The organism is Streptomyces sp. cg35, from assembly GCF_050410835.1.
Classification (GTDB): Bacteria; Actinomycetota; Actinomycetes; order Streptomycetales; family Streptomycetaceae; genus Streptomyces.
This window is the reverse complement of the sequence record NZ_CP191268.1, coordinates 3,779,916-3,794,499: the sequence shown is the minus strand read 5'-3', so window position 1 is coordinate 3,794,499 and position 14,584 is coordinate 3,779,916. Positions and strand designations below refer to the sequence as shown.

The following is a 14,584-nucleotide window of genomic DNA, read 5'->3' as shown; positions in this document are numbered from 1 at the left end:
CATTCCTTCAACTCGTCGAGTGAGCACCCAACACTATGCCGTACCAAGTGCCTTCCATGCGACGGTACAGCTCAGCGCTCCGGCGGACGTAGATGACCAGGCAGCCGTGATAGGCCGCCCGCGTGTTCTTCCGTACTGTTCGCGGATTGTGCCTCTTGAGCGTGGCCTTGCTGAACGCGCTCACGTCGACACCGACGACGTCGGCCCAGAACGCCTCGGCGGCGCGCACGTCGGCGGATTCGTGGATGCTCAGACGCAGCGTCAGGCGGTCGGGTGTGACTCCCAGGAGTGCGAGCCAGCGCACGAAAAGGCGGATCACGTCGGGGTCGCTGTTGATGAACTGCAGTGCTTCGCTGCGGCGGTAGGGCTTGCTCTTGGTGCCTTCCGCCCAGTAGAGCGCGACGCCGGTCAGGAACAGATCGCGCTCCGACAGGCGCCCCACGGCGTCGGCCGCGGCCTGCCTCGCCGCCCGGCGTTCCTGATCCTGGGCGGAGCGCAGTTCCGCCAGTCCTGCGTTCATCCGCGCGCGCTGTTCCTCCGGTGTGCAGCGCGGCTGCGGTTTCGGCAGGTCCCGTACCCACAAGGAGACCGAACTCTTCGAGCAGCCCAGCTCGGCCTTGATCTCGTTGTACGTCAGGCCCTGGCGGCGCAGCTCGCGGGCCCGCTCTCGTACGTCGTCCTTCGCCCTCGGGCGCCCGGTCCGCCCCGCGGACTTCCCTGTGGTCTCCGTCATACGCCAAGGCTTGTCCGGAATGCGGGTGTCCGGTGGGGAAAGGGGTGTGGCTCAGCAGTTCGAGGGATACCGGCCGGTTTCGCTTCTGTTCGATGACGGGCAGTGGTGTAGGCCAGTAAGCAAAACTCGCCGGAAAGCGGGCGGCGTGCGCCCGTAGGCTGGAGGCATGACCACGACGGGGGAAGTTCACCGAGCCACGGCCGGGGGGCCGTGGTGGTGGGAGCGGCGGCGTGCTGCCGTGCTGGATGTGGGGCTCGCGGCGGCGTCCGCCGTGGAGTGCGCGTTCGAGGGGGTGCCCTTCGCGCACAAGGCGGGGCTGCCGGCCTCGGTGGGGATCGTCTTCGGGGTGCTGACCGGCGCGACGCTGCTGCTGCGGCGGCGCTGGCCGATCGCCGTGGTGCTGGTCTCGGTCGCGGTGACGCCGGCGCAGATGGGCGTCATGCTCACCGTCGTCGGGCTGTACTCGCTGGCCGCGTCGGAGATGCCGCGGCGGATCATCGGGGCGCTGGCGGGGATGTCGTTCCTCGGCACGCTGATCGTCTCGGTGGTCCGGGCCCAGCAGGACATGGTGCACAGCGACCGGCTGCAGGTGGGGGGCTGGCTCGTCCCGTTCGTCGCCATCACCACGTCGCTGGGCGTGACCGCCCCGCCGCTGCTGCTCGGGCTGTACGTGGGCGCGCGGCGCCGCCTGATGGAGAGCCTGCGGGAGCGGAACGAGTCGCTGGAGCGGGAGCTGTCGCTGCTCGCGGAGCGGGCCGAGGAGCGGGCCGAGTGGGCGCGGGGCGAGGAGCGCACGCGGATCGCGCGGGAGATGCACGACGTGGTGGCGCACCGGGTGTCGCTGATGGTGGTGCACGCGGCGGCGTTGCAGGCGGTGGCGCGCAAGGACCCGGAGAAGGCGGTACGGAACGCGGCTCTGGTCGGGGACATGGGCCGTCAGGCGCTGACGGAGCTGAGAGAGATGCTGGGGGTGCTGCGGGCCGGGGAGCCGGTGCCGGAGCGCGGCAGAGCTGTCGAGGCGGTGCCGCTGGCGGCGGTGGGGGTCGCGGCGGCCGCGGCGGCGTCCCGGGCCGAGGCGGAGGCCGGGGCGGTGGACGCGGGGCCGAGCCTGGCGGAGCTGGACGAGCTGGTGGGGCAGTCCCGGGAGGCCGGGATGGTGGTGGAGATGATCGTGGAGGGGGAGACCCAGGGGTACGCCGCGGTGGTGGAGCAGACCGCGTACCGGGTGGTGCAGGAGGCGCTGACGAACGTGCACAAGCACGCGGCCGGCGCGAAGACGTATGTGCGGCTGGCGCATCGCGGGGCCGAGGTGGCGATGCAGGTGGAGAACGAGCGGCCGCCGGTGCCCGCGGACGCGTCCTCGGTGGGGCTGCCGTCCGGGGGGAACGGGCTGGTCGGGATGAAGGAGCGGGTCGCCGGGCTCGGCGGTGTGTTCGTGTCCGGGCCGACGGACGCCGGGGGTTTCCGGGTGTCGGCGGTGCTGCCGGCCGCGTAGGCCGTGCCCGGCGCATCCTGCCGCGAGCGGGAGGCGTGGGCCGCCCGGGCGTGGCCTGATCCGCCGGACGGGCCCTACACGGCCTGGAGGCGGGGTGGCTGGACGCCGGTGATCAGGGTTTCCAGGGCCTGGTCGATGTCGGGGCCGAGGTACCAGTCGCCGCTGTGGTCGAGGGCGTAGACGCGGCCCTCGGTGTCGATCGCGAGCAGGGCCTCCGTGCCGGACTCCGCGCCGAGCGGGCTCACCTCCGTGTCGAGGGCGCGGCCGAGGTCGCCGAGCGTGCGGGCCATGTGGAGTCCGTGCAGGGGGTCCAGGTGGGGCTGGGACGGGGCTATCCGGCGGCCGGGCCCGGTGGGCGTGAGGTGCAGGCCGCCGAATTCCGCCCAGGCCTCCACCGCTGCCGGGAAGACGGCGTGCCGGTGGCCGGCCGGGGAGACGTGGGTGCGCAGTGCGTCGGCCCAGAACTCGGCCTGCTTGATGTCCCAGCGCCCCGGCTGCCAGCCGGCGGCGCGCAGTGTGGAGTCGACGAGCGTGGTGAAGCGGGTGCTCGAAGTGCGGTCCGCGGAGGCGGAGTTCGGCATCAGTGCGGGGCCTCGCTGTCGGCTGCGTCGGTGGAGGGGTCTACTACGTGCACGCCGAAGTGGGCCGTCAGTGCGGCGCAGGCGCGACAGGGCCGGGCGAAGCCGCCGTGCAGCGGGTCGCCGTCCTCGCGGATCCGGCGGGTGGTGAGCTTGGCGTGCTTGAGGGCCTTGCGGGCCTCGCTCATCGTCATGGGTCTGCGCCGGGCGCGCTTCGACTTCTCGGTGCGCTCGGCGTCGGTGGCCGCGAGGTGGCGGGAGATGAGGATGACCTCGGCGCAGCGTCCGGTGAACCGGTCGCGCTGCGCGCTGGTGAGCGTGTCCAGGAAGTCCTGGACCAAAGGGTGGAGTTCGGGTGCCTGTTCGCCCCGGGCGGCGGTGGACGTGAGTGTGCTGCCGCGCACCGAGAGCGCGGCGGCGACGGCGGGCAGGATGCCGTCGCGGCGGCCGCGCAGTACAGGGACGTCGGCGGAATCGGCGGCGCTCCAGCCGACGCGTGGGTCGTGGCCGGACGGCGCGTCCGTGGGTGCGGGTGACTCTGCGGTACCGCTGTGCATGTGGTGCTTCCCCTCCTGCAATCCCCCAGGTTGCCTGGACAGAGTGCCAAACGGGGCGGCTGGTGCGGAAGCCGGTACCCGCTGACACGCCCGATCGTCACGGGGTGGTGACAGTGGGGTGACTGCTGGTCATGGAACCGGAGGGCCGGTGACCGGTGTCGTACAACCGCATAGGCTGTCGTTGTCCGCGATCGATACGTGTCAGAAATCGGACCGAGAGTTCGGATCACGGGTTCGGTACGGATCAGGAACCGTCAACAGCGCCGCAGGGGGCAACCGCCATGACGACAGGTCGGCTCGGGCAGCAAGCCGCGCCGCCGAACGCGGCCTATGCCGGGCAGGTAGTGAATTTCCCTGACCCGGTCCGCGCCGCCCGGCATCCGAGAGGGGTGCGGGTGGACGCCGACGGCTATCCGGACTTCTCGGCGTACGCGCGGGCCGCGGCCGAGATCGCGGAGCCTCCCGAGGGATTCGGCGTCGACGAGCTGCGGCTCACGGACTATGTGTCGGCGAACGCGGCGCTGGCCGCGTCCGGGCACGAACTGTGGGACACGATCCCGGCGGTGGCGACCCCGCACGGCTGGACCTGGCACCACGTGCGCGGCTCGCGCCGTCTGGAGCTGGTGCCCGTCGAGGTGAAGGCGTTGCTGCGCCACCACGGCGGTCTCGCGACGGCGGCGGTGGACCAGCACAAGCGGGGCACGCGCCCGCTGCAGGACACCCGGCCCGCGCACTTCGGGCTGCCGAAGTCGGCGGTGGCGGTGACCGAGCATCAGGTGCTCGGCGTGGAGGAGGACCTGGGGTACCGGTTGCCGGGCGCCTATCGGTCGTTCCTCAAGGCGGGCGGCGGCTGTGCGCCCGTCGGGGCCGCGCTGGACGCCGAGTTGGGCCTGCTGATCGACCAGCCGTTCTTCACGGTCCGCGACGAGGCCGCGGTCAACGACGTGGTCTACGTCAACAAGTGTCTGCGCGATCACCTGACCAAGGACTATCTGGCGGTCGGGTTCGTGCAGGGCGGCATTCTCGCGGTGAAGGTGCGGGGCGCGGCGATCGGTTCCGTGTGGTTCTGCGCGTACGACGACGCGCGGGACGGCGGTGACACGGCGGGCTGGTCGGCGGCCGAGCGCGTGGAGCGGCTGCTGCTGCCGTGCGGCGACGACTTCGATGTCTTCCTGTCCCGGCTGGCCGGCAATCCGCCGGAGTTGGAGACGGTGGCGAACCTGATGGTGGACGGCGGCTTCGCGACCGCGGTCCCGGTCTCGACGTACTCGGACGAGGGGTGAGGGTCCGATGGTGACGTTCGCGCAGGCGCAGGAGCGCGCCGAGGAATGGATCAACGGCGATGTGCCCGGCTACCAGCACCGTGAGGTGCGGGTGCGGGAGTTCGAGCTCGGTTTCGTGGTGTGGGCGGAGGACCGGGAGGCCGGTCCGGTGTCCGACGGCGGCCGCCAGCGGCTGGTGATCGCGCGGGACAGCGGTGAGGCCACGCTGTGGCCGTCGCTGCCCGTGGGCGAGGTGATCCGGCGGTACGAGGAGGAGTACGGGCTGCCGGACGGGCCCGCCGAGCCGGCGGCGCCGCAGCCGCCCGAGCGGGTGGATCTGAACCAGACGTCCTTCCTGCTGAGTCCGCCGGAGTGGCTGCAGGAAGCGGCGGACAAGCTGGGCATCCCCGACCGTCGTCCGTCGTCCTCGGCCGCGTCGCCGGCTGCCGCGGCGCCGGAGCCGGCCGACGAGCCGCAGGACGCCCCGCCGGCCGCGCCGGTGGGCGCGACGCCGTGGGCCGGTACGGACACGAACGGCGCGGGTGACGAGGAGGACCGTTCGGTGCCGCTGCCCGACACGGTGTTCTCGCCGCCGCTGTCGGAGGACGAGCCGCGCCCCGGTGTCCCCGCGGACGCGAAGACGGCCCTGATCTCGGGCGGCAGCCAGCTGCCGTCGACGACGGTGTCGCCCGCGCTGGACGAGCCCCCCGCGCCGCAGTACGGCTATCCGCAGGGCGGCCCGGCCGCGCCCGCGGGGCCCGACATGCCGCCGCCTCCGGTGGGTTCGGCCGGTGCGCCGTTGCCGCCGCCGGTGCCGGGTTCGGCGGTGCCGGGGACGCCTCCGCCGGGTGCGCCGCAGTACGGCTATCCGCAGGGTGGTCCGGCCGCGCCGGCGGGGCCCAGCACGCCGCCGCCTCCCGCGAGTTCGACGGGTGCGCCGCAGTACGGCTATCCGCAGGGTGGACCGGCCGCGCCCGCGGGGCCCACTACGCCGCCGCCTCCGGTGGGTTCGGCCGGTGCGCCGTTGCCGCCGCCGGTGCCGGGTTCGGCGGTGCCGGGCACGCCTCCGCCGGGTGCGCCGCAGTACCCGCAGGGCGGTCCGGGCACTCCGCCGCCCGCTCCCGGTGCCGGGGACATCGCGGACGTCGCGACCAGCAAGGCCCAGGGACCGCAGCGCGGCGGTGCCGGGCACACCCCGCCACCGCCGGGTGCTCCCGGTGCGCCTGGTGCGCCCGGTGCGCCCGCGGGCGGTTATGTCCCGACGCAGATGGTGTCGTCGCTCGGGCCCGACGGGCAGCCGCAGGTCCCGGGTGCTCCCGGGGCTCCCGGCGCGCCGCAGCCGCCCGGTGCTCCCGGTGCTCCCGGTGCGCCGCAGCCGCCCGGTGGTGACGCTGTGCACCACGCCGCGACGATGCTGTCCGGGCCGCCGGTCGGCGGTCCCGGTGGTCCCGGTGGGCAGGCCCCGCCGCCGCCCGGCCCGCCCGGTGCCCCGGGGGCTCCCGGCGCGCCCGCCGCGCCCAAGCCGCCCGCCGCGCCGCGGCCGCCCGGCAGCACGCCTCCGCCGCCCGGTGGCGTCCACCACGCCGCGACGATGCTCGCGGGCCCCGGCCCGGCCCAGGGTCCGCAGGGTCCCGCCGGTCCGCCGCCCCCGCCGCCCGGCGCGATGCCCCCGCCCATGCCGGGGCAGCAGATCCCGGGTGGTCCGCCCCCGGCCGGGTACGGCTATCCGCAGCAGGCCGGTCAGCCGACCGTCGGCCCCGGCTACCAGGCCGTGCTGCGCTACCGCGCGCCCGACGGCTCCGAGCAGCAGCTCATCCGGCGCTCCGCGCCCGGTGTGCCGCACCCGGAGTGGCAGATCTTCCACGAGCTGCGCGGCATGAACATCCCGCCGGACCAGGTCCTCGAACTCCACACGGAGCTGGAGTCCTGCGCGCTGCCGGGCGCCTACTGCTCCCGCATGATCCAGGAGCAGTGGCCGCAGGCACGGATCACGTCGATCGCGCCGTACGGCACCGATCACGCGTCCCGTCAGCAGGGCATGCAGCAACTCATCGCGCACCAGGGCGAGCTGCACCAGGTCGCCGACGGGCCCGCGCGCCCGGCGCCGGTCCGTGCGCCGCTGCCGCCCGCGCAGCCCGCGCCGCCGGTCCCGCCGGAGGGCATCGCGCAGGAGCTGGCCGCCGCGTTCGGGCCCGGGGTGTTCCGGTTCGACCAGCGGGCCGTGTCGCGGCAGGGCGTCCCGGACGTCGTGGCGCACACGCTCGTCGTGGCCGGGCTGCCCGCCGACTTCGGGCCGTTCTTCTGGGCGCAGGCCCAGCCGGGCCGCCCGGTGCCGACGCTGGCCGAGCTCGCGCAGGAGCGCGGGGTGCAGCCGTCCTCGGACGCGGGCTCGTACCTCGTGATGGGCAGCGACTTCGGCAAGGCGGTCTGCGTCCAGTACGGGACGGCGCACATCGTGGCCGTGCCGGTCGAGGGGGGTCCGGGCGGCGCCCCGGTGCCGCCGCAGTTCGTGAACAGCGGGCTGCCCGAGTTCGCGCGCTCGCTCGCCCTGCTCGGCCGGATGTGGCGGCTGCGCTACGGCCTGAACCAGGAGCAGGCGGGCCGCTGGACCGTCGACTTCCAGGCACAGCTGAACGCGATCGACCCGGCGGCGCTCGGCTCGCCCGAGACCTGGTGGTCGGTGCTGCTGGAGCAGATGTGGGACGGGCTGCTGTAGCCGCGTAGAGACGCGTGCCATCGGGGCGCTCGACCTGCGGTATCGGTCGGGCGCCCCGATCATGCGCTCATGGCGGGCACCCGGGCACAGGCGAAGGCGGCGCGGCGGCGGCGCTGGCCGCGGCGCGTCCTGCTGACCCTGCTCGTGGTCCTCCTGGTGCTCGTCGGGTACGGCACGGGCCTGTACTTCTGGGCGGGTTCACGGCTGCAGACCACCGGCGCGTTCACCGGATACGAGGGCCGTCCGACGGCAGGCCGGGGCACGGACTGGCTGCTCGTCGGCTCGGACTCGCGCGCGCACCTGACGCCCGAACAGCGCAAGGAACTCCACGTCGGCAACGACCAGGGCCTGAACACCGACACGATCATGGTCCTGCACTACGGGGCCGCCGGGCCGTATCTGATCTCCGTTCCGCGCGACTCGTACGTGCCGATCCCCGGCCACGGCAAGAACAAGATCAACGCGGCGTACGCGCTGGGCGGCGCCGAGCTGCTCACACGGACCGTCGAGCAGGCGACGGGGCTGCGCCTCGACCACTACGCGGAGATCGACTTCCTGGGCCTGGTGAACGTCGTCGACGCGCTTGGCGGCGTCACGCTGTGCGTACCGGACGGCGGCCTGCACGACGAGAAGTCCGGGGCCGACTTCGACGCGGGCTGCCAGCACATGGACGGTGTCCAGGCCCTGCAGTACGCGCGGGCCCGCTACTCCGACCCGCGGGGCGACCTCGGCCGGGTCGAGCGCCAGCGGCAGCTGGTCGACGCGATCGCCGACGAGGCGCTGAGCCCGGCCGTGCTGGTCCCGCCCTGGCGGCTGATCCCGTTCCTGAGCGCCTCGCTCGACGCGCTCACCGTCGACACCGGGACCGGGGTCGGCGCGCTGGCCGCGATGGGCCGGAAGGCGGCCGGTCTGTCCGGGACGGCGACGGTGCCGGTGGCGAGCGAGCCGTACGTGCCCGGGGTCGGGGACGTCGTGGAGTGGGACCCCGACGAGGCCGAGCAGCTCTTCGCGGCACTGCGCGACGACACCGCGATTCCGACTTTCGACAGCAATTGACGCATCCTTGACCGAGTAGGCCGGGCGGTGTGTCACGTGTGTCGCGTTATGGACGCTTCCGCTTGATCGAGAAAGATGTGCGCCAATCGCGCAGTACGTCGCGCCTCGCACGGCGCACGTCGCACGTCGTGTTTGTCGTCGTCGGGTTGGAGAGGGGTTCCAGATGAGCGGTGCAGGTGCATCGGCGTCGCCGCACGGTTTCGTCGTCGTACGAGGCCGTGGTTACCGCCCCGAGCAGGTGGAGGCCCTCGCGGCGGACCTGTCCGGGGCCCGCGACGACGCGTGGGAACGGGCCGCGCGGCTGACCGTCCTCGCCAAGGACATGGAGGCGGAGGCCGAGCGGCTGCGCGAGGCCGTCGCCCGGCTCGCCCCGCAGACGTACGAGACGCTCGGCCGGCGGGCGCAGTACTTGCTGGAGCTGGCCGAGGAGGAGGTCGCCGCCGTGCGGCACGCGGCGGCGAACGACGCCCACGCCGCGAACGAGGCCGCCGAGGCGGCGGGGCGTGCGGCGCGGGAGGCCGCGCAGGCGTACGCCGACGAGGTGCGCGACGAGGCCGAGGAGCGGGCCCGGCGCCGGGAGGACGAGGCGCGGGCCGCCGCCGACGAGATCCGGGTCGCCGCGCGGCGCGACGTGAAGGAGGCGCGGGGCGAGTCGCTCGCGGCGCTGCGCGAGACGCGGCGCCACGGTGAGGAGACCCTCGCGGGGCAGGCCAAGGAGCACGCCGAGCGGATCGAGGCGTTCGAGCGGGAGGCCGCCGAGCGGGAGTCCGCCGCGGACGAGCGGGAGGCGGCCGCCGTCGCCGCGGCCGAGGAGCGGCTGTCCGAGGCGAAGCGGGCGTTCGCCGAGGCGCAGGAGGCGGCCCGGCACGGGCAGGAGGACGCCGAGGCGACCGCGGCGGAGCTGCTGGCGCAGGCCCGGGCCCGGGAGGAGCGGGCCGCGCGGGAGACCGAGCGGGTGCTGCGGGAGCACGGGGAGGCCTGGGACGAGGTGCGGGCCCATATGGACCATGTGCGGAGTTCGCTGGCGGCCCTGACCGGGCGGGCCGCGGCGGAGTAGTCGTTCGGGTCGCGGGGCTCCGCCCCGGGCCCCGCTCCTCGGTCGCCGGAGGGGCTCATGCGTCGGCGGAAGCGCCCGGTGCGCGCACCTTTGCCGCCGGGGCGCGGAGCCGGTCGCGCTCGTCCGGCGTCAGCGGCCCGGTGAGCTCGTCGATCCGCCGCTCCACCTCCGCCGCGCTCCGGTCGACCAGGGAGCGGATCGTTCTCGTGCCCTGCGTGCCCGCGGCGCCGGAACCGCTCAGGCCGGTGTCCCGCCGGGCGGCAGGGGGCGCAGCCGGGTGACGGCCGACACCGGGACCGCGCCCGCCGGATGGTGCCGGCGCCGCTCATAGGGTGCGGTCAACTCCGCGATCCGTCGCGCCAGTTCGTCGGCCTCGCCGGGGGTCAGATGCAGTACGGCGTCGAGGGTCCGCGCGGTGACGCGGACCGACTGCCGAGGGTCGTCCCAGCGCAGCCGCCACGGCCGCACCCGCCCGCCGCTGTGCGAGGCCTCCTCGATAAGTCCGTGCCGGGCGAGCTGGCGCAGATGGAACGAGCACAGCCCCGAGCTGTACCCGAGACGGGTCGCCGCCTGCGAGGACGTGACGGTGCCGAGCTCGGCCAGCAGGTCGAGCAGGGCGACGCGGACGGGATGGTCGGGGAGCGGGCGGGCGGCCCGGCCCGTGGTCTCTTCGGTCAGATCTTCCTCGGTCACTTTGCAAAGGATGCTACTTTGCAAAGAGATTGGTCAAGTGTCGTCAGGAGACGAGGAGTTGGCGGGCGATGGGCGAGGGACTGCTGCCGGAGGTCGAGCGGGGCGCGGTGCGGCGCATCACGGTGGTCGGTGAGGAGGTGCTGCACCGCCGCTGCGCGCCGGTCGCCGACGCGGACTTCGGCACGCCCGGACTGGCCCGGCTGATCGACGACATGTTCGCCACGAACCATGTGGCGCACGGCGCGGGCATCGCCGCGAACCAGGTCGGTGTGGACCTGCAGGTGTTCGTGTGGGACATGGAGGACGACTGGGGCGTGCGGCACGTCGGCCACATCATGAACCCGGTGCTGGACGAGGAGCCCCTCGCAGGGCGCCGGCTCGTCGAGGAGCCGGAGGGCTGCCTGTCGGTCCCCGGCCCGCACAAGATGCTGGCGCGCGCCGATCACGCGGTCGTCCGGGGCCGGGACAAGGACGGCCGCGAGGTGGTCGTCGAGGGCCGCGGCTACTTCGCCCGCTGCCTCCAGCACGAGACGGACCATCTGCACGGCCGCCTCTACATCGACCGGCTCGGCAAGCGCGAACGCCGGGACGCCCTGCGGGAGATGGCGGAGCTGCGGGACGAGGTGTTCGCGCGGCGGGCGGCCGCGGCCGAGCGGCTCGGCAAGTGAACTCCCCGACCGCACCCGAGCAGGTCAGCAGGCTCGGGGCACGTCGTCACCGGCCCGTGCCGAGGTCCCGGGACCGCCGCGCGCCTTCCTGGCGTACGGCACCGGCCAGGATCCACTCCTCCACCGCCTCGTACTGCCGCCGCTGCTCCGCCGCCCGGCGGGGCGACGTCAGCACCGTGCCGAGCCAGCCGAAGAGGAAACCGAGCGGGATGGAGACCAGGCCCGTCGTGGTGAACGGGAACCAGTTGAAGTCCCGGCCGGGGAAGGCCGACGTGGGGGAGCCCGACACCAGGTTGGTGCCCGTCATCAGGATCAGGCACGCCGCCGTACCGCCCAGCAGCGTCCACATCAGGCCGGCCCGCGTGTAGCGGCGCCAGAAGAGGCTGTAGACCAGGGCGGGCGCCAGGGCCGACGCGCCCAGGCAGAAGGAGAGCGTGACCAGCGGCTGCAGGTTGCGGTGCTGGACCAGGGTGGCCAGGAGGATCGCGGGCACCCCGACCGCGAGCGCCGCCACCCGCGCCGTCTTCAGCTCCCCGCGCCTGGTCAGCTTCGGTCTGCCGTACGCGAACACGTCGTGCGCCAGCGAGTTCGCGCAGGCCAGGATCATGCCCGCCACCGACGCCAGCAGCGTGAGGAACAGGGCGGTCGTGACCGTGGTGAACACCAGCGACTCGGTGGTGGACGTCGTCGGGCCGAACGCCGCCCGCGCGCCCAGCAGATACGCCGTGTTGCCCTGCGCGTCCGCCGCCGCGATCGTCGTACGCCCCACGAGGGCCGTCGCGCCGATGCCGACGACGGAGATGATCAGCGCGAAGACGCCCACCGACGACACCGCCCAGGACATCGAGCGCCGCACCTCGCGGGCGTGCCGCGCCGTGTACATGCGCATCGTCACGTGCGGCAGGCAGGCCGCGCCGAGGACCACCGTCAGCTGTGAACTGATCATGTCCATACGGGGGTTGGGGCCGCCCGCGAACTCCAGGCCCGCGCTCAGATAGGCGCGCCCCTCCCCGCTCCGCCGCGCCGCCGTCGCGAGCAGCGTGCCGGGGTTCCAGTCGAATCGGTGCAGGATCAGGGCCGCGACCACGGCGCCCGAGCCGAGCAGCATCACGATCTTCACGATCTGGATGACGGCCGTGCCCTTCATGCCGCCGATCGCCGCGTAGCTGATCATCAGGGCGCCCAGGGCGATCACGCAGCCGGTCTTGAAGCCCTCGCTGGTGAACCCGAGCAGGAACGCCATCAGGTCCCCGGCGCCCGCCAGTTGGACGAGCATGAGCGGGGTGAGCGCCGTCAGGGTCGTGCCGCAGGCCGCGATCCGCACCGCTCTGCCCGGCATCCGGCGGGCCAGCGCGTCGCCCAGCGTGAACCGGCCCGCGTTGCGCAGCGGTTCGGCCAGCAGGAACATCAGCAGCAGCAGGCTGAGCGCCGTGCTCAGGGCCAGGACGACCCCGTCGTAGCCCATCAGCGCGATGACGCCGCCGGTGCCGAGCACCGTCGCCGCGGAGATGTAGTCGCCCGCGACGGCCAGGCCGTTGCGCATCGGCGTCAGGCGGCCGAAGCCGGTGTAGAACTCCTCCAGGTCGTCGCGGTCGGGCCCGGTCATGATGCACAGCAGCAGGGTGACGGTCGCGACCGCGGTGAACGCCACCAGCGACATCGACTCCGAGGAGAGGCCGGTCATCGCCGGCCGCCCTGCGGACCGCGGCCCTGCCGGCGCAGCCGGTGGGCGAGCGGGTCGACGCGGTGCCGGGCCGTGTACTCGTACAGCAGCAACGCGACGCCGGTGACGGGGATCTGGCACAGGCCGATGAGCATGCCGGTGGAGAGGCCGCCGCCGGCCGAGCGGTTCATCACGGACGGGGCGAAGGCCGACAGCAGCAGGAAGAGCGTGAAGTAGCCGAGCGCGGTCAGCGTGGCGACGCGGCGCTGCCAGCGGTACGCCGTGCGCAGCAGCCGCAGTTCGGCGCTCGGCCCGCCGGGCGGCGGCAGATCGGGGTGACGGGGGAGGCGGTGGGCCGGGGCGCGGTGGGTCGGTGAGCGGTAGGCGTGGGAGGGGTGGGAGGGGTGCGGCATCCCGTTCTCCTTGCGTGGCTCGGGTCCGCCGGGGACGGGCGGACCGCAGGGAGTGCGTGGGGAGCCGGAACGTTACTCGTAGGTAGGGGAGTTCGGCGAGGGTTTGCGCGAACTCGTCAGTCGGTACGTCGCGGGTTTTCTTGTACCTGAGGTGAGCGTTGCTGGTGGGGAAGTTGTGCCGCGGATGACTGGTCTTCCGCGGCGTCCTTCTGCGCGGGGTCCAGGACCGGGAAGCGGCGGGGCGCCAGCAGCAGAAGGACGAGGAGGGCGAGCGCGGCCGCGCAGGCCGCCCCGATGTAGACGGAGTCGACGGCCGCGTCGACCGCCCGGCGCACCCCGTCCGCGCCGGGGTCGCGGGCCACCGAGTCGAGGTCGGTGCCGCTGCCCAGACGGGCGGAGATCACCCCGTTGGCGACGGCGCCGAAGACGGCCGCGCCGACCGTCTGCCCGATCTGCCGGTAGAAGAGGATCGAGGCGGTCGCCGTGCCGCGCTCGGCCCAGCCGACCGTGGACTGCACGCCCACGATGAGCGGGAGCTGGAACAGGCCGAGGGCCGCGCCGAGCAGCAGGCTGAGCAGGGTGGGCTGCCAGACCGCGCCCGGGAAGGGCAGCAGCGGGAACACGGCGAGGATCACCAGGGCCGCCGTCATGCCGAGCGCGGCCGTGTCGCGGAAGCCGATCCTGCGGTACACGTGCTGGCTCAGCGCCGCCGACACCGGCCAGCTCAGCGTCATCACCGACAGCACGAAGCCCGCCGCGGTGGGGGACAGACCGAGCACCGACTGCGCGTACGTCGGCAGGAACGTGGTCGGCGCCACCATCAGCAGGCCCATCGCGCCGAGCGCGAGATTGACCGCGGCGATGGTGCGCCGCCGCCACACCCAGCCCGGCAGGATCGGTTCGGGGGCCCGCCGCTCGACGGCCACGACCCCGCCGATCAGCGCGACTCCCGTACAGAGAAGGGCGATCGAGGGCGTCGACGCCCACTCCCAGACCACGCCGCCCTGCACCAGCCAGGTCAGCAGCACCCCGCCGGCCGCGAACACGGCGAGCGCGCCCGCCCAGTCGATCCGGGGACGCGGGCCGCGCTCGCGGCGCGGCTCGTGCAGATGGCGGACGACGAGCAGCAGCGCGACGGCGCCGATCGGCAGGTTGATGAGGAAGATCCAGCGCCAGCCCGCGTAACTGGCGAGCAGCCCGCCGAGCGCCGGGCCGAGGACCGACGACGTGGCCCACACCGTCGACAACCTGGCCTGGATCCTGGGGCGTTCCTTCAGCGGGTACAGATCGGCGGCGAGCGTCTGCACCGTGCCCTGGATCGCGCCGCCGCCGAGCCCCTGCACCACCCGGAAGGCGATCAGGGAGCCCATGTTCCACGCGGACGCGCACAGCACCGAGCCCACCAGGAACAGCACGCTGCCCGCGATCAGGACGGGCTTGCGGCCGACGGTGTCCGACAGCTTGCCGTACACGGGCAGGGTCACCGTGACCGCGAGCAGATAGCCGGAGAACAGCCAGGAGAAGACGGAGAACCCGCCGAGTTCGCCGACGATCTGCGGGACCGCCGTGGAGACGATGGTGGAGTCGAGCGCGGCCAGTGCCATGCACAGCATGAGCGCGGCGACCACCGCGGTCTTCTTCCCCTGCATATGTTCCCCCTGCACGTATCTCCGGACAGGAGCTTATGCGGGTG

At 73.7% G+C, this 14,584-nt stretch carries 13 protein-coding genes; 6 read left to right on the top strand and 7 right to left on the bottom strand.

Annotated elements, in window-relative coordinates:
* Positions 1–7: 7 nt before the first annotated feature.
* Positions 8–733 carry a hypothetical protein gene (locus ACQUQD_RS17175; RefSeq protein WP_428952965.1) on the bottom strand — a complete coding sequence of 242 codons (726 nt, stop codon included), beginning with the start codon at positions 731–733 and terminating at the stop codon, positions 8–10.
* A gap of 166 nt (positions 734–899) precedes the next feature.
* Between ACQUQD_RS17175 and ACQUQD_RS17170 the strand changes: the two genes are divergently transcribed.
* The gene (locus tag ACQUQD_RS17170) at positions 900–2,228 is read left to right on the top strand and encodes a sensor histidine kinase (protein WP_428952964.1); all 1,329 of its coding nucleotides are present in this window, start codon (positions 900–902) and stop codon (positions 2,226–2,228) included.
* Between the two features lie 74 nt (positions 2,229–2,302).
* Here ACQUQD_RS17170 and ACQUQD_RS17165 read toward each other — a convergent pair whose 3' ends face one another.
* The gene (locus tag ACQUQD_RS17165) at positions 2,303–2,809 is read right to left on the bottom strand and encodes an SUKH-3 domain-containing protein (protein WP_428952963.1); all 507 of its coding nucleotides are present in this window, start codon (positions 2,807–2,809) and stop codon (positions 2,303–2,305) included.
* On the bottom strand, positions 2,809–3,363 hold the full coding sequence (locus ACQUQD_RS17160) for a YwqJ-related putative deaminase (RefSeq protein WP_428952962.1): 555 nt from the start codon (positions 3,361–3,363) through the stop codon (positions 2,809–2,811). Before ACQUQD_RS17160 ends, ACQUQD_RS17165 begins: the two co-directional genes overlap by 1 nt.
* 281 nt (positions 3,364–3,644) lie before the next feature.
* On the opposite strand from ACQUQD_RS17160, the gene ACQUQD_RS17155 reads away from it, so the two are divergent.
* The 4 genes from ACQUQD_RS17155 to ACQUQD_RS17140 all read left to right on the top strand — a co-directional run bounded on the left by ACQUQD_RS17155 (position 3,645) and on the right by ACQUQD_RS17140 (position 9,454).
* The gene (locus ACQUQD_RS17155) at positions 3,645–4,646 is read left to right on the top strand and encodes an HNH endonuclease (RefSeq protein WP_428952961.1); all 1,002 of its coding nucleotides are present in this window, start codon (positions 3,645–3,647) and stop codon (positions 4,644–4,646) included.
* Positions 4,647–4,653: 7 nt separating this feature from the next.
* Positions 4,654–7,341 carry an SUKH-4 family immunity protein gene (locus ACQUQD_RS17150; RefSeq protein ID WP_428952960.1) on the top strand — a complete coding sequence of 896 codons (2,688 nt, stop codon included), beginning with the start codon at positions 4,654–4,656 and terminating at the stop codon, positions 7,339–7,341.
* A gap of 69 nt (positions 7,342–7,410) precedes the next feature.
* Complete coding sequence (locus tag ACQUQD_RS17145) at positions 7,411–8,397, top strand: LCP family protein (RefSeq protein WP_428952959.1); 987 nt, start codon at positions 7,411–7,413, stop codon at positions 8,395–8,397.
* Between the two features lie 163 nt (positions 8,398–8,560).
* Positions 8,561–9,454, top strand: coding sequence for a cellulose-binding protein (locus ACQUQD_RS17140; protein ID WP_428952958.1), 894 nt, complete (start codon positions 8,561–8,563; stop codon positions 9,452–9,454).
* Between the two features lie 237 nt (positions 9,455–9,691).
* On the opposite strand, the gene ACQUQD_RS17135 is transcribed toward ACQUQD_RS17140, so the two are convergent.
* Positions 9,692–10,147, bottom strand: a complete 456-nt coding sequence (locus tag ACQUQD_RS17135; RefSeq protein ID WP_428952957.1) for a helix-turn-helix domain-containing protein — start codon at positions 10,145–10,147, stop codon at positions 9,692–9,694.
* 68 nt (positions 10,148–10,215) lie between these two features.
* On the opposite strand from ACQUQD_RS17135, the gene def reads away from it, so the two are divergent.
* On the top strand, positions 10,216–10,815 hold the full coding sequence (gene def, locus ACQUQD_RS17130; RefSeq protein WP_428952956.1) for a peptide deformylase: 600 nt from the start codon (positions 10,216–10,218) through the stop codon (positions 10,813–10,815).
* Between the two features lie 46 nt (positions 10,816–10,861).
* On the opposite strand, the gene ACQUQD_RS17125 is transcribed toward def, so the two are convergent.
* The 3 genes from ACQUQD_RS17125 to ACQUQD_RS17115 all read right to left on the bottom strand — a co-directional run bounded on the left by ACQUQD_RS17125 (position 10,862) and on the right by ACQUQD_RS17115 (position 14,540).
* Positions 10,862–12,499 carry a cation acetate symporter gene (locus ACQUQD_RS17125; RefSeq protein ID WP_428952955.1) on the bottom strand — a complete coding sequence of 546 codons (1,638 nt, stop codon included), beginning with the start codon at positions 12,497–12,499 and terminating at the stop codon, positions 10,862–10,864.
* Positions 12,496–12,891, bottom strand: a complete 396-nt coding sequence (locus ACQUQD_RS17120; RefSeq protein WP_428952954.1) for a DUF485 domain-containing protein — start codon at positions 12,889–12,891, stop codon at positions 12,496–12,498. Before ACQUQD_RS17120 ends, ACQUQD_RS17125 begins: the two co-directional genes overlap by 4 nt.
* 116 nt (positions 12,892–13,007) lie before the next feature.
* Positions 13,008–14,540 (bottom strand): MDR family MFS transporter, encoded by a 1,533-nt coding sequence (locus ACQUQD_RS17115; protein ID WP_428952953.1) that lies wholly within the window; start codon positions 14,538–14,540, stop codon positions 13,008–13,010.
* Positions 14,541–14,584 lie beyond the last annotated feature (44 nt).